Origin of the sequence: Fibrella aquatilis, assembly GCF_017353255.1 — a bacterium.
GTDB classification, from domain to species: Bacteria; Bacteroidota; Bacteroidia; order Cytophagales; family Spirosomataceae; genus Fibrella; species Fibrella aquatilis.
The window spans coordinates 294,255-313,088 of record NZ_JAFMYU010000002.1; the positions used below are offsets into that span (position 1 = coordinate 294,255).

The window sequence follows — 18,834 nt, forward strand, 5'->3', positions numbered from 1 at the left end:
TGGACAACTATTCGCTCGCTGAGCCGTTCGAAGTCGACGCTCTGCCAGGTCTGGCTTGCCCCCCAGCCTAGTTTTTCTTCAATTTTCAATCGGCACTGATGCCAATAGACACCCTCTTTATCCATTCATTATCAGCGTGATACAACTTGAACAGAGTTGAACAATTCTTGATCAGTAGCCTTTGCTGACCCTGCCATAGCTTTGGCTTAATCAATAAATCGTCAACCTAACACGCATTCCTATGGCACCAAACGTAGTAGTCAGTATCTGTGTGTGCACGCTCAGTGTATTGTCGGTGATGGCACAACCGGCGAGATCGGCCAAGAAAGTAACTGGTACGATCAGTATACCAATGGAGCCAACGTATTGGACGTTCGATTCCAGTAAGGTTGAGTTTATCACGCACCGGTCGGTGAAAGCAGTGCGAGGCAAAAATAAGGCCTTCTATCAGCTCTTCCTTAAAGACCTACCATTCACCGATGGGACGATTGAATTTGATGTTGAACTTACCGGAGTCGGATTTCCAGGGGTCAACTTTCGCCTGTCGGCTGATAAGAAGCATAGCGAAAACGTCTATATCAGGTCGTTTGGGCCTGTGCCCCCTGAGGTACGCACGACATTGCAATATGCACCGGTTGTTGATGGCGTGAGCATGTGGGACCTGGCTGACGACTACCAAACGGGTGCTACCATCTACCAGCAAGGGTGGAACCACGTAAAGCTTGTTGTCTCCGGCAGGCAAATGAAAGCCTATGTCAATGATATGAAGACCCCTGCGCTTCATATTCCTCACCTGGAAGCTGTTACCACTACGGGGGGTCTATCACTGGCAGGAAATGTGATCTATGCCAATGTGCAAATTGACCCCACCCGTACGGAAAGCCTACCGCCCGAATCTGGCTACAACCCTTTGGCAGCAGACACCCGCTACCTGAGGCATTGGCAGGTGACGGGTGCCATCAACTTTCCCTTTGGCAAAGAGCCCTTGTTCCCATTGCCGAGCATGTATGGCACGCTAACCCAATCTGACTTGCCAGACAGTACCACGACCTGGGAGCGTATCGAAGCGAATCGAAGAGCGATGGTCAACCTGTCGAGTAAGTACGGCGGCGTAGCTAACGATGGCCGCCGACTGGCCTGGCTTAAGACCAGCGTGTATGCTGACCATGACCAGGAAAAAACAATGTTACTGGGCTTCAGTGACGAAGTCTGGCTGTTTGTAAACGGACAAATTGTTCATACCGGTAAAAACTATTTCGGCACACCAAATGCACAACAAAATGGCCGGTGCACTATTGAGAATGTCACGATACGTCTACCCTTGAAGCAAGGTGAGAATGAAATCCTGGTTGGTTTAGCCAACTACTTTTACGGCTGGGGCCTAATTGCCAGGTTTGCCGATACAGACGGTATCCGATTTAGCAACTGAAGAGGTTAAACCTCTTTAGTTGCTGAAATCTACATCCGGGCGGTCTAGTTTGCGGTCGTTGCGTTTGCGGCCGTCCTGGGGTTTGCCCAGGGGAATTTGCAGCACTAGTTTGTAGAAACGTACCTCGCGGCGACCGGTGGTGGTCTGGTAGGCAAGGGGTTGGTCGTAGATAGAGATAAACCGGCGCGAGTTGAACACGTCGTTGACAATCAACGCTACGCTGGCCCGGTTTTGCCAAAAACCTTTGCGCACGGCCAGGTCAGCGCCGTTTACAGCCTCGCGGTAGCCTTGCAGTGCCGCCACCCGCGCATCGCGGTTGATGGTGGCCTGCGCCGAGATGTTGGCGGGGAATTTGTACGTCAGGTTGAGCTTGCCGTTATACGTCCACGACGAGTTTTGCAATGTGGTCGACTGAACACTGAAGTTGCGGGCGTTGACGTTGACAAAACCGCTCAGGTTACGCCCCAGGCTAACTTTCAGGGTTTGTTCAACCCCATATTGCACCTCGGCGGTGATGTTCTGGAAGGTGGTAATGAGTACCGTCGGGTCGGTGGGCGAGGTGTAGGTAATGGGCTTTATGGTGTGGTCTTCCAGGATATAATAGGCCGTGGCAAGCCAGCTCATCTGCCCCCACGACGTGCTGTAGTTCAGTTCGGCGGTGTTGATAAATTCAGGCTGCACAGACGGGTTACCAATCGTGATGTTTTGCCGGTCGTTGGCCTGAATACCGACAAACACATGGCGGAAATTAGGGCGACCTACCTTGCGGCTCAGGCTAAGCCCGATTTCGCGGGTGGGGCTAAGCATTTTGGTGAGCGAAAACGACGGGAAAAACGCCCGAATCAGGTTCTCACCATTCTTGCCGGGGAAATAATACCCGAAGCTGCTCCCGTCGAACCGCGACAGCCCGTTCAGGCTTGACTGCTCTAGCCTCAGACCCGCCTGTAGACTGAAGTTGTGGCGTAACTTACTGGTGTACAGTATGTAGACGGCGTTAACAGTCTCGGTGATCTGGGCGTTTTGCGAATAGTTGGTGAGCAGGTTGTAAGCCTGCGTGGTGTTGTCGAGTTGGTTGAAAAAGTACCGTTGGTCGCGGGCGTAGGTAAAGCTCCGCAAACCCATTTCCAGCTTCGACGAGTCGCTTAGGGGATGAACATAGTCCAGCTGGGCCAGGTACTGACTGCCTGTGGTCTTACCGTCGATGCGGTCACGTTCGGGGTAGCCTGGCTGCGAAACGCCTGGCAACGTGCCACCATCAGTCAGCAGAGAAGTAGTGAGCCAATCGGCAGCGTTGCTAAACTGGTTGCGGGTAAACGACGTCAACAGAGCCAGTTCGCGGCCTTTTCGGGCAAAATTGTGCTTATAATCGAACTCAAGGCCGAGGTTGCTGAAGTCATTCTGAGGCACCGTTTGGCGGTTGCCGTAGCCCGTCAATGTGCGGTTGGCCGAATACGTAAAGTAGGGTTGGTTGCTCACCGTGTTGAACGCCCCAGACGCCAGCGTAGCCGCCACCGAAAATACGTTCTGCGCATTGGGCGTGTACTCCGCCGCCAGTCGCCCGTTGTGAAACCGGTTGTCGAGGTTGGTCAGCGTGTTTTGCTCGAAGTAATTCAGTGCGGTGCCCGCCGCGTCGCGGTTAATGCGCCGCACCGAGCCGGTGACGGGGTTTTGGGTGGCATTAAACGCATATAGGCCCGTGAGGCTCCACGGCCCGCGTCGCCATTCTACGTTGGCCGAGGCATCGTAGCGGCTATTGTTGCCCACCCCCAGCGTGGCAATACCCGAATAGCCCGGCGCCCGGTTTTTCTTCAGCACCAGGTTCACAATCCCGCCCGACGTAGAGGCGTCGTAGCGGGCGGGCGGGTTGGTGATCACTTCGACGGTTTCAATCTGGTTGGCCGGTATCTGCGCCAGCGTGAGTTGGGTGGGTTTGCCGTTGATATAGATCGTGGTGGCCAGGTTGCGCAGCGTGGCGTTGCCGCTTTCATCGACCGAAATAGAGGGCACGTTTTTGAGTACGTTTTCGGCCGTACCGCCAATGGTGGTCAGGTTCTTGCCCACGTCGAAGGTGCGTTTTTCCATGCTCAGCGACACCGTGCCTTTCTCAGCTTTCACTTCAACTTCTTTCAGTTGTTTTGCGTCGGGCTGCACCGATAGCGTTACGTCATTGGTACGGTCAGCTTCGCTAACTACTTTGTTTACAGTTACATAGCCAACAAACGATGCCCGTAGCGTCAGTGGTCCGGCGGGTAGTTTATCTACTGAAAAATGACCTTTGTCGTCGGTTTGGGCACCACCCACCAGGCTGTCTTTCTCGCTGACGTGCTGGTAAGCGGCCACCGTAGCAAAGGGCAGTGGTAGCTTTGTGGCCTCGTCTATCACCTGCCCGCCAATATGCCCCGGAACGGTCTGCGCCAAGGTGGGGAAGGAGAGGAGGAGAAGGTAGAAGAGATGTTTCATGGTGAAGGGGATTTTTCAGTTTAGCGTTTGATGTTGCTTCGGCGTAGCCCGGACGCGGGACCGCCCCCGCCCTGCGCCAATGCGCGAAGCAACTGAAAACTCAAAACTGTTAATGATGTAATTGATATTTCAACGCCAGGTTCACGATGCGGCCTTCCTGCGGTGCCCAAAGGGGGGCGAAGGAAGGGTTTCGCACATCGCCGGCATAGACAGGGCCGGTGAGGTTGATCTGCTGGACGTTGAACAGGTTTTCGGCATTCAGGATAATGTGCAGCGGGCCAAACATACGCTCGACGGCCAAAGCCCAGAAGTAATAATTTGGCACCGACTGGTTGTTATACAGGTACTGATCGCCCACCCAGCTCGACTCGATACCCATGCGCCATTTGCCTTCAATGTCGTAGGCCACTGTTAGCGAAAACTTGTCGCGGGGGTTAAACGGAATGTAGGTGGGCGTGCTCGTGTCCACGCGCCGGGCTTCGGTGTGGTTGTAACCCAGGTAAAACGCCAGTGCGTCGTATTCCATACGCAGGTAGGTGTCCGTGCCAATGCTGCGGTAGTTGAAGGGTGCGTTGCGGAGTTCGGTAAGCGGACGCGGGTCAGGGTCTATGGTAGGGGCAAGTAGCGCTACTACAGGGTTGCTGACGTAGGTGTAGAAAAACGCCTGATCGAGTTGCACCGAGAAATGTTCGCCGATGTTGCCCCGGTAGGCTACGTCCATGTTCAGGCCCAGCGACCGTTCGGACTGGATGTTGGGGGCCAGCGGCAGCAGGTTGCGGTAGCGGGTGCTGGCGGCGGGTTCGCCCGTGACCACGTTGGCAAAGACGTTGGGCGTTTTGTAGCCCGTGCCCACGCTCGTGCGGATGGTCCAGTGTTCGCCCGGCTTGGTCAGGATAGACAGTCGGGGCAAAAAGAAGCTACCAAACACGTTATGGTGGTCAAGCCGTAGTCCGCCTTGGAGGGTCACAACCTTGCTCAGCGCGTAGTCGTCCTGCACAAACGCGCCGACGGTATTGTAGGTGAAATCGGTCAGGAACGAGCCGTCTGTAAAGCCCTTCGTAAACTGTTCGGTAGTCAGGTTTATGCCCGTTACCATGGTGTGGGCACCGTGCTTGAGGTAATCGCTGGCTTCGGCATAGCCCGAAATCTGACTGGCGTTGAACCGAAACCCCGCGTCGTTCTGCTTCCGGTTGAACGTGCTGACGGTACCGCGCAGGGTCAGCGTGTGGTTTTCGCCGAAGGTATGGTCGTAGGTCACGTCGCCGGTATGGCGCAGCAGTTTGTTGGCCTGGAAGTAAGGATTGGCACCGTTGGGAACCGTACCTACTTCAGAGACAAACCCACCGTCGCGCCGTTCGGTTACCAGGGCATACCCCGCGTTGATACGGTTGCGGGCATTGGGCGTGTAGAACAGGCGCGGGTGAATGGTAAACTGCTCGATCAGCGGCACGTCCGACAGCCCATCGCCGTTGACGTCAACGGCGGGCTGGTTGGTGTAACCAGCAAAGAGCGTGGCCCCGAAGGTCTCAGTAAACTGCTTGCTGCCATACGCGTTCAGGTTGCTTTCGCGCAGGGTGCTCCGGTTAGCCACCACGGTCAGTTCGGGTTCAACACCCGGCCGCCGCGACACCAGGTTGATTAGACCGCCAATGGCCCCGCCACCGTAGAGCGTAGAGGCCGATCCTTTCACGATTTCCACCTGCTTGAGGTCCAGCGGCGGTATTTGCAGTACGCCCAGGTTGCCCGAAAAGCCTTCGTACAGCGGCAGCCCGTCGCGCAGAATCTGGGTATATTTTGGGTCAAGCCCCTGCATCCTGACGCCCTGGTTGTTGGTGGCCAGTGAGGTGCGCTGAATGTGAATAATCGAAATGTCGCCCAGGATGCTGCCCACGTTGCCGGGCACCACGGCGGCTTCTTCGTCCATATCGTCCTGCCCCAGTACCTCTACCTTAATCGGTAGGTCTTCAATGCGCGAATTGGTCCGGGTCGACGTGACGGTCACTTCTTCCAGCACCTCCTGGGCGGCGGCCAACCGCACCATAATGGCCGAATCAGGACTGCTGAGGGGGATCGTGAGTGCGCGTTGCTGCGTGGTATAGCCTACCAGGCTGATCTGAATGGTGGCTTCACCGGTGGGTAGGGTAAGTTTGGCCCGGCCCGCCACGTCGGTGATATCACCCACCACGGGTGCTTTTGTGGTGCGGATGGTAACGCCCATCAGGGGCTGTTGCGTGAGGCTGTCGAGTACCTGAAACGCCACCGGCGACGATTGGGAAAAGCCCGCAGTGGCTGCGCCCGCCAACAGACAGAGCGCAAAAAGTAAGTGTTTGACCATAGCGATTTGTTGTATTCAACCGTAAAGCTACCGACTGAATAGGATGCAAATCTGTGTAGAATAACTTTTCAGGCCTGAACCGTTTAGTTTGCCTAACTAGAGGGCCTGTTTCACTTCCCCCCACTCAACACGACACCAATGACTTCTGAATCGTCAGACAACCCTCATTATCATCAGCTGTCGCACACGCTCCTGTCGCTGGCTATTATCACGCTGGCTATTTATCTGGGGCAGGACATCCTGGTGCCCCTGGCCATGGCTGGTTTGCTGGCCGTTTTGCTCCGCCCGGTGGAAGGCTGGCTTATCAGGCGCGGTATGCACAAAGTAATCGCTATCAGTTTAGCCCTGGTGCTGGCTATTGTGGTCATTGCAGGCTTCACCATACTGCTATCAGTGCAGCTAAGCAACTTTGCCGAGGACCTGCCCAAACTGAAACAGCACCTGGGCGAGGTGTATCATAGTGTTCAGAGTTGGGTGCGCAGTCAGTTTCACGTGAGCTACGGGCAGCAGGCCAAATACATTCAGAAAGCACAATCCGAGACGCTTTCCAGTCTGCAAAGTGCCGATACACTGGGTATTATCACTGGTCCGCTGGGTACGCTGATTCTGCTGCCGATCTACGTGTTTTTGCTGCTGTACTACCGCACCATGCTGCTCCACTTTGTGGTAGTGCTCTTTCCGCAACGCCACGCCGACCGAGTGCGCGAGGTGCTGGGCGAAATGAAGGCCGTTATCCAGAGCTATGTGGTAGGCCTGCTGATCGAGACTACCTGCGTAGCGGTGCTCAATTCGGCAGGACTATTTCTGCTAAAAGTCCAGGATGCTATTCTGCTGGGTGTGATGGCCGCCATCCTGAACCTGATTCCCTACATCGGAGGCCTGGTGGCCACGTTGCTCACGGTGCTGGTGGCTATGAGCTACCAACCTGATCTGTCTGTCGGGTTGGGTGTGGTGGGGGTATTCCTGCTCGTACAGTTCATTGATAACAACCTGCTGGTACCGTTCATAGTGGCCTCGAAAGTGAAGATCAACGCGCTGGTGTCTATCGTGGCGGTGCTCATTGGCGGGGCGCTGGCGGGCGTATCGGGTATGTTTTTGTCTATCCCGGCCATTGCCATCCTGAAAATCATCTTCGACCGTGTCGACAGCCTGCGGGCGTGGGGCGTACTCCTCGGCGACCAAACCCCCGAACAGGAGGGAAGCAAGCTGTTCCGCCTCCCCAAACGCCGCCGCAAAGCCACTATCACCGAGGGGTAACGCAGCTAATTTCTATTCGGTGATTAGTTTTTCCTTCAGTGTAGTGAAATCACGTTCACTCATTTTTGTTTTAGCAAAACAAAGGAAATCGCCTCTGAATCTGAAAATATGATACGACTCCTTCAAAAAAGTGAGGGCCTCCGCTTTTTCAGCGTCTTGCAGGTGCACATACTCAAACAAAATAAGCGTTGGGTTATACGTTTTTAAATCGAGTTGGGAGAGAATTTTATAATCATAACCCTCTGTGTCGATATGTAATAAATCCAGGCGATTAATCTTGTTTTTTGTTAATAATTGGCTCAATGTCAGTCCATTAACGTCTGTAGCTATAATATATGGTTCCAAAATACCATCTAGATGATGCACTATGTTTCCTCTGTTGAACGAACCCAGTTGGTCATACCACGGTGGCAAGTTGGCGATGTAGTTATTGGCGTCTTCGCTTACTGAATAGAAAACCTGGTTTGTACCATCATTGATAGCGGCATTTTCAAACAGGAACCTTGAGTCTTGCGTATAATTCTTTTTTAGCCTATCAAATAAATAAGGTACAGGTTCAACAAAAAGGACCTGCCAGTTTGTGTTTTTCTTGACTAGTTTAAAGATAGGGTCGCCACTAACGCCATCGTTTGACCCTATCTGAACTATGGTTAAACTGGTATTGGCAAGGTACTTATTGATCCAGAATGTAGGCGACTCTTTATCTGGTACCAATCGTCTATACACGGACTGTATTAAATCGCCCAATTGTGACAGGCTCTTTACCAATGGCTTTGTTTCCATAGTGTTGCTTTTTACACCATCCTGCTGACTCTTAGATTGTGGCAATGATGCTGTCGGCACCTCTGGCAACCAAAACACCCGTTGTACAACTCGACCTGCACTAAAACTAGAACAATGAAAGCGTAAAACCAGGCAATATTGCTTCGCCCGAGAGGCAGGTCAGGTTGGTGATTTCTTCAGCTTCACTATCAGGGCGGTATACGTAGGCCGTTCGCGTGTCAGCATCAATTAGCCAGCCTAGCTGGCAACCATTATCCATCCAATCGACCATCTTTTGTTTAGCATCGGCCAGCCGGTCAGAAGGTGATTTCAGTTCCAGCACAAAGTCGGGGCAGAGGGGGACGAACTTACGTCGTTGCTGCTCGGAGAGTGCTTCCCAACGCGCCCGACTCACGCCCGCCACGTCGGGCGATAGCACCGACGTGTCAGGCAACCGAAACGCCGTGGATGAATCAAAGAAATAGCCCCACTTCGCTTGCCGGTTCCAGATGCCGAAGTCAATACTCAATTCAAAGTTCCGGTTGCCTGTCTCGCCACCTGTTAAGCTCATAAGTATGATATCACCGTTTTTCCGGCGCTCAAAACGCAGCGAAGGGTTGTCCTGACAAAACCGCACAAATTCGTCGTCAGTAAACCGCATGTCTTCCGCAAAATGCATCCGTACTGTTTCCATGGAACTAAACTAAGCTTTTCCTGCTAAATCGTGGCAATGGTGCTGTCGGCTCCCTCGGTCATGTCGGCGGGCACATCGGCGACGGGGGGGATGATGATTTCGTCGAAGAGCTGGGCCTGCATCACGTCGGCTTCGGTCACGTCGAAGAAGCGCTGCTGGATATTGAATGGTTCGGTGCCTTCGGCGGGTTCACACTTTTTGTAGGTGCCGTCTTCCTGTAGCTCGTAGGCATTGACGGTGTCGAGCAGGTTATAATCCAGGATCAGGATGGCCTGCTGACGTACCCGCAAATCGGCGAGGTAAAACAACGACTCGATACGCCGGTCGAAGCTGCGGACCATCACGTCGGCGCTACCGCCGTAGATCTTGGGTTCGCCCAGGTTGTGGAAGTAAAAAATGCGGGTGTGCTCCAGGTAATCGCCCACGATAGAGCGGATGGTGATGTTTTCGCTCAGCCCCTTCCGGCCCGGACGCAGGCAGCAAATGCCCCGCACAATCAGCCGGATGGGTACGCCCGCCTGCGAGGCGGCATACAACTCATCAATCACCGTTTTGTCTTCCAGCGAATTGATCTTGATGCAGATACCGCTGCTCAGCCCGCGCCGGGCGTGGTCGGCTTCGGTGCGGATCAGGTCGACCAGCTGGTTGCGCATGTCGCGGGGGGCGGTGAGCAGGTACTGGTAGCCGCTGGGCAGCGAGTGGCCCGTGATGACGTTGAAAAACTCCGAAATGTCGTTGGTATACGTCTCGCTCGTGGTCAGCAGCCCAATGTCGGTATACATCCGGGCGGTGTCTTCGTTGTAGTTGCCGCTGGAGAGGTGGGCGTAGCGCACCACGCGGCTGCCCTCGTTGCGCACCACCAATAGCAGCTTCGTGTGGGTCTTGAACCGGCTGATGCCATAGATGACAAAGCAACCCGCTTTTTGCAAACGCTGCGCCTCGCGGATGTTGTTTTCCTCATCGAAACGGGCCTTCACCTCAAACAAGACCGACACGTGCTTGCCATTTTCGGCGGCTTTCAACAACGCCTCCGTAATGCGCGACCGTTTAGCCAGGCGGTATACGGTGAGCTTGATAGCCAGCACGTTAGGGTCTTCGGCGGCCTGTTCCAGCAGTTGTAGTACGGGCTCGAAGTTGTTATAGGGGTGGTGCATCAGGATGTCGCGCTCCCGAATGGCCTCGAAAATATCGCCGATTTTTTCGCGCTCTAGCCCCACCGGCGGCACGGGTGGGTGCGGCGCGGGCATGTCGTTTTTAAACTCCGGGTGGCGGATAATCTGCCACAGGCTGGTGAAGTCGATGATTCGGGTGGCTTCGAACAGGTTGCTGTCGTCAATTTCCCAGCGTTTTTTCAGCAGGTTAATCATCCACGACGAGGCCGCCGAGGTCATGCTTTCGGCTTCTACCTCTACCCGCACCACGCGCCCCAGTCGGCGGTTTTTTATCTTCTGCCTGATCTCGTCCAGAAAGTCGACTTCGTCGTCGTCTTCGCTTTCGTCCAGGGCAAAATCGCCGTTGCGGGTGATCTTAAACAGGTTCACCGACGAAATACTCACGTTGCGGTAGAGCTTGTGAATGTGCTGGCGGACGATCTCTTCGATGGGCAAAAACACGATGGCCTCGTCGCGGTCGAAGGGCATAAACCGGGGCAGGTTGGCCGGAATCTGCACGAACGAAAGCCGCTGACTATCGTCTTCGTCATCTTCATCGCGCCGGGCCGACGTGGTGTGAGGGTTGTGCGTTACCACGCCGAAAATGAGCACCCGCGCCAGCAACACCGGAAAGGTGTGCGTATAGTCGTAGAGCATGGGCGTCAGCGTCGGGAAAATCGTCCGGTCGAAGTAATCAGTGGCTTGCAGTTGTTCGACGTCGGTGAGGTCGGCATAGCGGGCCAGCACAATGTCGTTGTCGGCGAAAATGGGCATCAGGTCGTTGACAAATACCTGTTGCTGCTCCTGGCTAAACTGCTGTGCTGCCCGAAACAGGGCCTTTTTGAAGGGGCCTTCGCGCAACCCCGAATAATCGGTACGTTCTTTATGGTAGTCGAGGTAGTTGTAGAGGCTACCAATGCGGATGGTAAAAAACTCGTCGAGGTTTGAGGCGGTAATGGCCAAGAACTTCAGCCGTTCCATCAGCGTCCGGGCGGGGTTGCGGGCCTGATCGAGCACGCGCTCGTTGAACTTTAGCCAACTCAGGTCGCGGCTAATGTAGTTACTCTGTTCTACTACATTGCTCACGCGGGCGGCGGTCTTCGGACTGGTACGGTCGGTGGCATCGGCCGTGCCTGCATCGCCCGCCCGGTTGGTGAGGCGCGAAACAATAGTGCCCAGGATGTTGCGGCTGCGTTGAGGTTGGTTAGGAGAGGACATAGGGGTAGGAGGTAAAGAGGCAAGAAGCAAGAGATAAGAAGCAAGAGACAGGAGATGCCCGGCGGCTTACTGACTCTTGTCTCTTGCTTCTTATCTCTTGTCTCTCTGTATTAACAAAAAACCGGGCCTTTCGACCCGGTTCCCGTATTAACTTATTACTAAACGTCTACTTTGGCATACTTCGCGTTCCGCTCGATAAAATCGCGGCGGGGTGGTACTTCATCACCCATCAGCATCGAGAACACGTGGTCGGCGTCGGCGGCCGATTCGATGGTCACGCGCTTCAGGCTGCGGCGGGCGGGATCCATGGTGGTTTCCCAGAGCTGCTCGGCGTTCATCTCACCCAGCCCTTTGTAGCGCTGAATGTGTACGTTCTCTTCGCGGCCTGAGCCAGCCAGTTCGCGCACGGCAATTTCGCGTTGGGCTTCGGTCCAGCAGTAGCGCTCTTCCTTGCCTTTCTTCACCAGGTAAAACGGTGGCTGAGCAATATAGAGGTACCCGTTTTCGATCAGTGCGCGCATGTTGCGGAAGAACAGCGTCAGCAGCAGCGTACGGATGTGGCTACCGTCAACGTCGGCATCGGTCATGATGATGATCTTGTGATACCGGAGTTTTTCCAGGTTCATCACCGTCTCGTCGCCCAGTTTTTCCAGCCGAACGCCCAGGGCCGTCCAGATATTCTTGATCTCTTCGTTTTCGTAGATCTTGTGCTCCAGGGCTTTTTCCACGTTCAGGATCTTACCACGCAGGGGCAAAATGGCCTGGAACGCCCGGTTACGGCCCTGCTTGGCCGACCCACCGGCCGAGTCACCCTCTACCAGATACAGTTCGCACACGCGGGGGTCGGTATCTGAGCAGTCGGCGAGTTTGCCGGGCAGGCCCGCGCCACCCATGAAGTCCTTGCGGTCGGTCATGATGCGCGAGTAAGCGAGGTCAGCGGCAATACGCGCCTGCGCCGAAATCAGCACTTTGCGCACAATGGCCTGGGCTTTCTTGGGGTTCTCTTCCAGCCAGCGTTCCAGCATTTCGCCCACGATCTGACTCACGGCGCTCACCACCTCCTGGTTGCCCAGCTTGCCTTTGGTTTGCCCTTCAAACTGCGGTTCGGCCACTTTCACCGATACCACGGCGGTGAGGCCCTTACGGAAGTCGCCGCCTTCAAATTTCACTTTGGTGGCGTTCTTCGGAATCAGGCCGGGGTTACGCTCCAGGTATTTGCCAAACACGCGGGTAATGGCCGACCGGAAGCCCTGCACGTGGGTACCGCCCTCATGGGTGTTGATGTTGTTGACGTATGACTGGACGTTTTCGCCCGCCTCCATGTTGTACACCATTGCCACCTGCGCGGGGGTGCTACCTTTTTCGCTCTCCATGTAAATCGGCTCCATGCCGTCGAGGGCGGGGCGCGATTCGTCGAGGTATTTCACAAACTCGCTCAGGCCCCCCTCCGAATGAAACGCGGTGGTGTTGATCGGGTTGCCCTGCTCGTCAAGCTCGCGCAGGTCGGTAAGCTGGATTTTGATGCCTTTGTTGAGGTAAGCCAACTCGCGCAACCGTCCGGCTACGGTGTCGTAGCGGTAGGTAGTTTCGGCGAAAATCGACTCGTCGGGCTTGAAATGAACGGTGGTGCCGGTGTCGGTGGCGGTGCCAATCTGGCGCACGTCATATTGGGGGTGGCCAATGTGGTATTCCTGCTCGTAGGCCTTGCCGTCGCGGTGTACTTCCACACGCAGCATGGTCGAGAGGGCGTTCACGCAGGATACGCCCACGCCGTGCAGGCCGCCCGATACTTTATAGGTGTCTTTGTCGAATTTACCCCCGGCGTGGAGCACGGTCATCACCACTTCGAGCGAGTCGCGGCCGGTTTGTTTGTTGAGACCCACCGGAATACCCCGGCCGTTGTCTTTCACGGTAATTGAATTGTCGGGGTTGATAGCCACTGAGATGGTGTCGCAGTACCCCGCCATGGCTTCGTCGATAGAGTTATCGACCACTTCCCAGATCAGGTGGTGCAGGCCCTTGATGCCCACGTCACCGATGTACATCGAGGGGCGTTTCCGAACGGCTTCGAGGCCTTCGAGCACCTGGATGTTATCGGACCCATAGTTGGCCCGCGAGGGGTCAGCTACTTCCTGAATATCTGCGTCAACAACTTCGTTTGTCATGCGGTATTTGTGTATGTGGTTTTTGACGAAAAAAGGTCTCGGGAAAGCCGAAAAACAGGCACGTTGAGTGCTTGTATCAGATTGTAAAAATACAAAATTAATTGGTCATTTCCCAGCGAAATAGCAAGCGTTGTCTTACTATAATGAAGTTTTCGGCATGAATAACCCGTACGCAGAACAGCTTGGAAATTAGGGCGGTTTAGCGGGTAGTTTTTGGGTAATCGAAGGAAAGGTTTTTGGGGTGGCCCCTCGCTCGTGCCAGCACCCTCAAAAATAAAAAAGCGAGCCAGTTGCCCGGCCCGCTTTCACTGTATACTGCTTACTGTAGTACTGTTCACTGAAAAATTACCACCCCTGGTTCTGCGTCAGCACCTTGTTGATGTCCAGTTCGCGCTGGGGGATGGGGAAGAGGTTGTTGCGGTCGATGAACGTGCGCTGCTCTCGTTTGAACCGCAGGGCATCACCGTTGGTGTAGTCGGGGATGTCGTTGAGGTCGCGCTCGGAACCCGCCGCCCCGAAGGCCGGAATCGGCGCAGGTTTGGCGCGGGCCAATGGCGCACCATACACAAACGTGTTGAGGCCCAGCTTGCCCGTTCCCCAGCGGCGCATGTCGAAGAGGTGAACGCCCTCATTGGCCAGCTCGACTACTTTTTCACGCCGCACCAGTTGCCGCATCTTGGCCTGACTAGCCACCAATTCCGGGGCCACGTTGGGCATACCCGCCCGCTTCCGCACGGCGTTCATGGCCGTAGTCACGCTGGCGTCGATCTGGTTCAGCTCAATTTTGGCCTCGGCGTAGGTGAGCAGGATGTCGGCGTAGCGCAAATAGGCAAAGCCCGTTTTCGAGATAAACATGTCCTGCGCATCATCCAGCGTGTATTTCGACCAGAGCAGACCCATGCCGTTCTTCACGGGGCCAAAGGCGTTGGTCAGGTCTACGTTGGTGCCGGGGGCGTAGGTGTTGTTGGTGAAATTGAAAATGGGCGTGGTGGCGTCGTAGATGTTGAATACCGCCCGCCGCCGAACGCTGCTGGCCGTGGCCGTAATCGTGTCACCATCCATCGATACGGTGAACTTCAGCCGTGGGTCGCGCTTTTCGCGGGGTTTGGCGGGGTCGTACACCTTCGATTCGTCAATGCGCTTGCCGTCAATGGCTTCGAACTTGTCTACCAGCGCCTGCAATGGGAACCGCCCCGACTGCCCGCTCAGCGTGCGTGACCCCTGCCCCAACGCGATGTACGACACGGGGTTTGCCTGGTCGGTGGGTAGCAGAAACTCAAACATGATCTCCCTGTTCGCGTTGGCTTGCTGCCCCGCCAACGTAAACAGAGCCGCGAAATTGGGGTTCAGCCCGTATACGTTGCTGTCGATTACCTTTTTGGCGGCGTCGGCGGCTACCTGATACCGGCCCAGCAGCAGGGCCAGCTTGGCCTGCGTACCAATAGCCACGCCCCGGTTCACCCGACCCCGTTCGCGCGAGGCCCAGTCGATCTTGCCGGCGGCATCGTCGAGGTCGGTGAGGAGGTAGTCGGCAATCTTGTTCCGGTCGGTTTTGCCCAGTGTGTAGAACTGCTCGGTCGTGAGCGGGTCGGTGTAGAAAGGCACGTCACCGTAGAGGCCGATGAGGTGGTAATAGGCCCAGGCCCGCAGGATTTTGGCTTCGGCCTGAATCCGGTTGAACGTGGCAGGCGCCACGGCAGCTTTGCCCCGTTCCATGCCCGCAATGACTACGTTGGCTCGCGTTACGGTCTGGTACATCTGCTGCCAGTAGGTGCCGATGGCCAGGTTAGTAGCGTCGAAATTGCCCGATGCCAAACCCGGTTGCCGCTCCAGCCCAATGTCAGTATAAAGGTCGAAAAACACCTGCGCGGGCACGTTGCCGGTCACCCAGTAGCTGGCGTTGTAGACCCCCGTGAGGGCCAGGTTCATTTCGGCCTCATTGTTAAAATACGTCGCCAGCGAAGGCGTGTCCAGCGGTTGCCGGTCGAGGTACTGGTTGCAGCCCCCCAATGAGAACAGGGTAATGGCTGCGATGAGAAATGTCTTTTTCATATGGAGTGCCCCCACCCCCAACCCCTGCCCCTGAAAATCAGGGGAGGGGAGCCGCTCCGGTGTAAGCTCCGCTTTTCTACTAAGTTGGCGAAGCTCCTGTAGAGCGGGCCCCCTCCCCTGATTTTCAGGGGCAGGGGTTGGAGGTGGGGTAATTAAAATCTCAGATTTAGTCCAACGGTGGTCGTGCGCATGACAGGGTAGAAGTCGCCGTTCTGGTCTTCCTTTTCAGGATCGAAACCTTTTTGGAAATTGGTGAACGTGGCCAGATTCTGCCCGCTGACGTAGATCCGGGCCGACCGGATGTTTAGCTTCTGCGATACCGACGCCGGGATGGTGTAGCCCAACTGCACGTTTTTCAGGCGCAGGTAGGCCGCGTTGCGCACCCAGTAGTCCGAATCGCGCCAGTTAAACGTACCCTGGTCGGTGGTGAGGCGGGGGTAGGTGGCGTTGGGGTTGGTGGGGGTCCAGGCGTCGCGGTGAATGGCAAAGGCCGACGAGATAAAGTCAGCCGAGTAGAACGCCCACGCACCGTTGCCGCTCACGTACGAATCGCGCTGCCCCACGCCCTGCAAAAACACGTTCAGGTCGAAGCCCTTCCAGGCCAGGTTGGTAGTCAGGCTATAGGAATACCGCGGAAACGGGTTGCCAATGATCGTGCGGTCGAAGCCGTTGATCACACCGTCAGGTTTACCGTTGGGACCGCTGATGTCCTTGTAGCGAATGTCGCCGGGGGCTGTGTTGGCGGCAATGTAGGGCGTTGTGGCCACGCCGTCGAGGGCATTGTCGGCGGCCACCTGATCGGCGCCTTGGTACAGACCGTCAGACAGATAACCGTAGTACGACCGCACCGGCTGACCCGGCGTAGAGATGTTTCGGCCCGAAATAACGTCCTGTCCACCCAGATCGATTACCTTGTTTTTCACGTCCGACAGCAGGCCCGTGACGCTGTATTTCAGCCCACCGGTGGTCTGATTGCGGTAGCTCAGGCTCAATTCCCAGCCGTTGTTTTGCATCGACCCGGCGTTGACAAAAGCAGGCGAGAAGCCCGTGAAGTTTGGGATGGGACGTTGCAGCAGCAGGTTGCTGATGGTGCGCTGGTAGATGTCGGCGGTGATGTTGAAATTTTTGAACAGGGTCAAATCAACACCCACGTTGGCCTGCGTCGAGGTTTCCCAGGTGATCTGGTTGTTTACAGCCGCCGTTTGGGCCACGCCGAAATTGAGCAGGTTGTTGAAGAAATAATTCTGCCCCAGGTCAAACGTAGCCGAGAAGGGATAATAAGCAGGCACTAACTCACCGGTAACGGGGTCTCGGGCCACCAGGTTCTGGTTGCCCAACTGCCCGTAAGAGGCCCGCACTTTGGCAAACGTGACGCTGTTGGCCAGGCCGTTCAGGAATTTCTCGCGGCTGATGACCCACCCCGCCGATACGCTGGGGAAGAAGCCCCACTGCCGGTTCTGGAGCTGCGAAAACCGCGACGAGCCGTCATACCGGCCGTTTACTTCCAGCAAATATTTGTTGTCGAAGGTGTAGTTGAACCGCCCGAAAAACGCCGCCAGCGCATAGTCGTTCACGCTGCTGTTGTTGCTCTGGTTGAGCGTACCCACCACCTGATACGGCTGGTCAGACGGTAGGTTGGTGCGTGAGGCACTCAGCGTTTCGGTGTAAAAATCTTCGGCCTGGAAACCTAGTTGTAATTTCAACTCGCTCAACCCCAGTGTTTTATAAAAATTAGTCTGGATCAGGTAGTTGTTCAACTGCGAGCGATTGATGGCGTCCGAAATTTGGTTTACGCCCGGATAATTCGCCACAAAGTCGAGGTTGTTGGTAGTCAGGTTGGGCCGGAACACCTGGTAGTTTTGCAGGAACCGCTTCTGAATCTGTTCGCGGCTGTTGCTCGAAAACTGCGCCTCCACGTCCATAAACGAAAACGGGCGGTAGGTCAGGTTGCCCCGGAAAATGGTGTTGGGTCGCTGGAAACGGTTGAAGCCACTAGCCTCGGCCGAGCCGATGGGGTTCCGGAAATTGCTCTGCGCCGCGTCACCATACTGGCCCGGTCCAAATTTGCCCGGTCCAATGGCTGGGTAGCCAATGGCCTGCCGGATGATGAACTCGGCGGTGCTGCCGCCGGGCTGGGTTTCGGTGGCGTTGGTGTAGATTAAATCGCCCTGGAACGTCAGGTTTTTGGTCAGCTTCACGTCGGTGTTGAACCGCAGGTCGAACCGGCGGAAACTGGTGTTGGGCGTGAGGCCCTGCTGGTTGAGAAACGTACCCGCCGCGAAGAACTTGATCCGGTCTGAACCGCCGCTGATGTTGACGTTGTGGTTTTGCATCAACCCACTGTTGCTCAGCACACTACCTAGCCAGTTGGTGTCGAAATACCGGAAATTGTCGGCGGGGTTAGCGCGGTAGGCATCAATAAACGTGGTGCTGAATTCGGGCGTGGCCGTGGGGCCAGACGTATTGGCCACCGCCTGATTCCGCAGCAGCATGTGCTCCAGTCCCGTAATGCGCTCGGGCAGGCGCGTAGCCTGCTGACTCGACACAAAACCGTTGTAATCAATCTGAATGCCGTCGGTGGCACCTCGCCGGGTGCGCACCACAATCACGCCGTTGGCCGCGCGGGCACCATAGATGGCCGCCGACCCGGCATCTTTCAGCACCGTAATGCTCTCGATGTTGTTGGGGTCGATATTGTTGAGCGTTTCGAGCGAGTTGGCGGGCTGTTGCACGCCATCAATCACGAGCAAGGGTGTAACGCCCGCAAACAGCGACCCTACCCCCCGGATGTTGATACTGGCCCCGTCGGCACCCGGCCGACCTGACTGCTGCGTAACCGTTACGCCCGGCGCCAGGCCCTGCAATAGGTTCGAGGCCGTGGCCACCTGCCGCACCACCAGGTCTTCGCGGCGCAACTGCGTCACGGCGGCGGTGAGGGTGGCACGTTTCTGGGTGCCATAGCCCACAATAACCAGTTCGTCGAGGTTGCGGCTCGACGGTTCCAGGGCTACGTTCACGGTTTCGCGGTTGCCCACGGCTACTTCGGTCGAGTTGTAGCCGATATAGCTAAATACCAGCACGGTGGCGTTGTCGACGCTGAGTGAGTAGGTGCCATTGGCGGCAGTGACGGCCCCGCGCTGCCGTGCTGTGGGGCTATTATCTTTCACCGTCACCGACACGCCCGGTAGTTCCTGCCCGTTGCTTTGGTCGGTTACTTTACCGGTGAGGGTTCGTTGTTGGGCAAAGGCAGCTGAAAAACAGCTGATTAGACCAAACAGAGTAAGAAGTACGTGTTTCTTCATAGAAGTTGA

General features: G+C 55.8%; 10 protein-coding genes. 2 read left to right on the forward strand and 8 right to left on the reverse strand.

Going from position 1 to position 18,834, the window contains the following annotated elements:
- The first annotated feature begins 241 nt into the window (after positions 1-241).
- Positions 242-1,429: a LamG domain-containing protein gene (locus tag J2I48_RS03625; RefSeq protein WP_229375774.1), complete on the forward strand. Its 1,188-nt coding sequence runs from the start codon at positions 242-244 to the stop codon at positions 1,427-1,429.
- A gap of 15 nt (positions 1,430-1,444) precedes the next feature.
- Here the strand turns inward: J2I48_RS03625 and J2I48_RS03630 are convergent, their stop codons facing one another.
- Both J2I48_RS03630 and J2I48_RS03635 read right to left on the reverse strand, forming a co-directional pair.
- The gene (locus J2I48_RS03630; RefSeq protein WP_207334029.1) at positions 1,445-3,889 is read right to left on the reverse strand and encodes a TonB-dependent receptor; all 2,445 of its coding nucleotides are present in this window, start codon (positions 3,887-3,889) and stop codon (positions 1,445-1,447) included.
- A 109-nt stretch (positions 3,890-3,998) separates the two neighbouring features.
- Positions 3,999-6,224: a TonB-dependent receptor gene (locus J2I48_RS03635; RefSeq protein WP_207334030.1), complete on the reverse strand. Its 2,226-nt coding sequence runs from the start codon at positions 6,222-6,224 to the stop codon at positions 3,999-4,001.
- A 138-nt stretch (positions 6,225-6,362) separates the two neighbouring features.
- Between J2I48_RS03635 and J2I48_RS03640 the strand changes: the two genes are divergently transcribed.
- Positions 6,363-7,481 carry an AI-2E family transporter gene (locus J2I48_RS03640; RefSeq protein WP_207334031.1) on the forward strand — a complete coding sequence of 373 codons (1,119 nt, stop codon included), beginning with the start codon at positions 6,363-6,365 and terminating at the stop codon, positions 7,479-7,481.
- A gap of 12 nt (positions 7,482-7,493) precedes the next feature.
- Here the strand turns inward: J2I48_RS03640 and J2I48_RS03645 are convergent, their stop codons facing one another.
- The 6 genes from J2I48_RS03645 to J2I48_RS03670 form a co-directional block, all read right to left on the reverse strand.
- Positions 7,494-8,264: an FkbM family methyltransferase gene (locus J2I48_RS03645; protein WP_207334032.1), complete on the reverse strand. Its 771-nt coding sequence runs from the start codon at positions 8,262-8,264 to the stop codon at positions 7,494-7,496.
- Positions 8,265-8,370: 106 nt separating this feature from the next.
- Positions 8,371-8,937 carry a Uma2 family endonuclease gene (locus tag J2I48_RS03650; protein WP_207334033.1) on the reverse strand — a complete coding sequence of 189 codons (567 nt, stop codon included), beginning with the start codon at positions 8,935-8,937 and terminating at the stop codon, positions 8,371-8,373.
- 23 nt (positions 8,938-8,960) lie between these two features.
- Positions 8,961-11,306 (reverse strand): polyphosphate kinase 1, encoded by a 2,346-nt coding sequence (gene ppk1 / locus J2I48_RS03655; protein WP_207334034.1) that lies wholly within the window; start codon positions 11,304-11,306, stop codon positions 8,961-8,963.
- A 158-nt stretch (positions 11,307-11,464) separates the two neighbouring features.
- On the reverse strand, positions 11,465-13,471 hold the full coding sequence (gyrB, locus tag J2I48_RS03660) for a DNA topoisomerase (ATP-hydrolyzing) subunit B (protein WP_207334035.1): 2,007 nt from the start codon (positions 13,469-13,471) through the stop codon (positions 11,465-11,467).
- 345 nt (positions 13,472-13,816) lie between these two features.
- Entirely contained in the window at positions 13,817-15,523 is a 1,707-nt protein-coding gene (locus J2I48_RS03665) for a RagB/SusD family nutrient uptake outer membrane protein (protein WP_207334036.1), read from the reverse strand.
- Positions 15,524-15,675: 152 nt separating this feature from the next.
- A complete protein-coding gene (locus tag J2I48_RS03670) occupies positions 15,676-18,825 on the reverse strand; it encodes a SusC/RagA family TonB-linked outer membrane protein (protein ID WP_207334037.1) in 3,150 nt (1,049 codons plus the stop codon).
- Positions 18,826-18,834 lie beyond the last annotated feature (9 nt).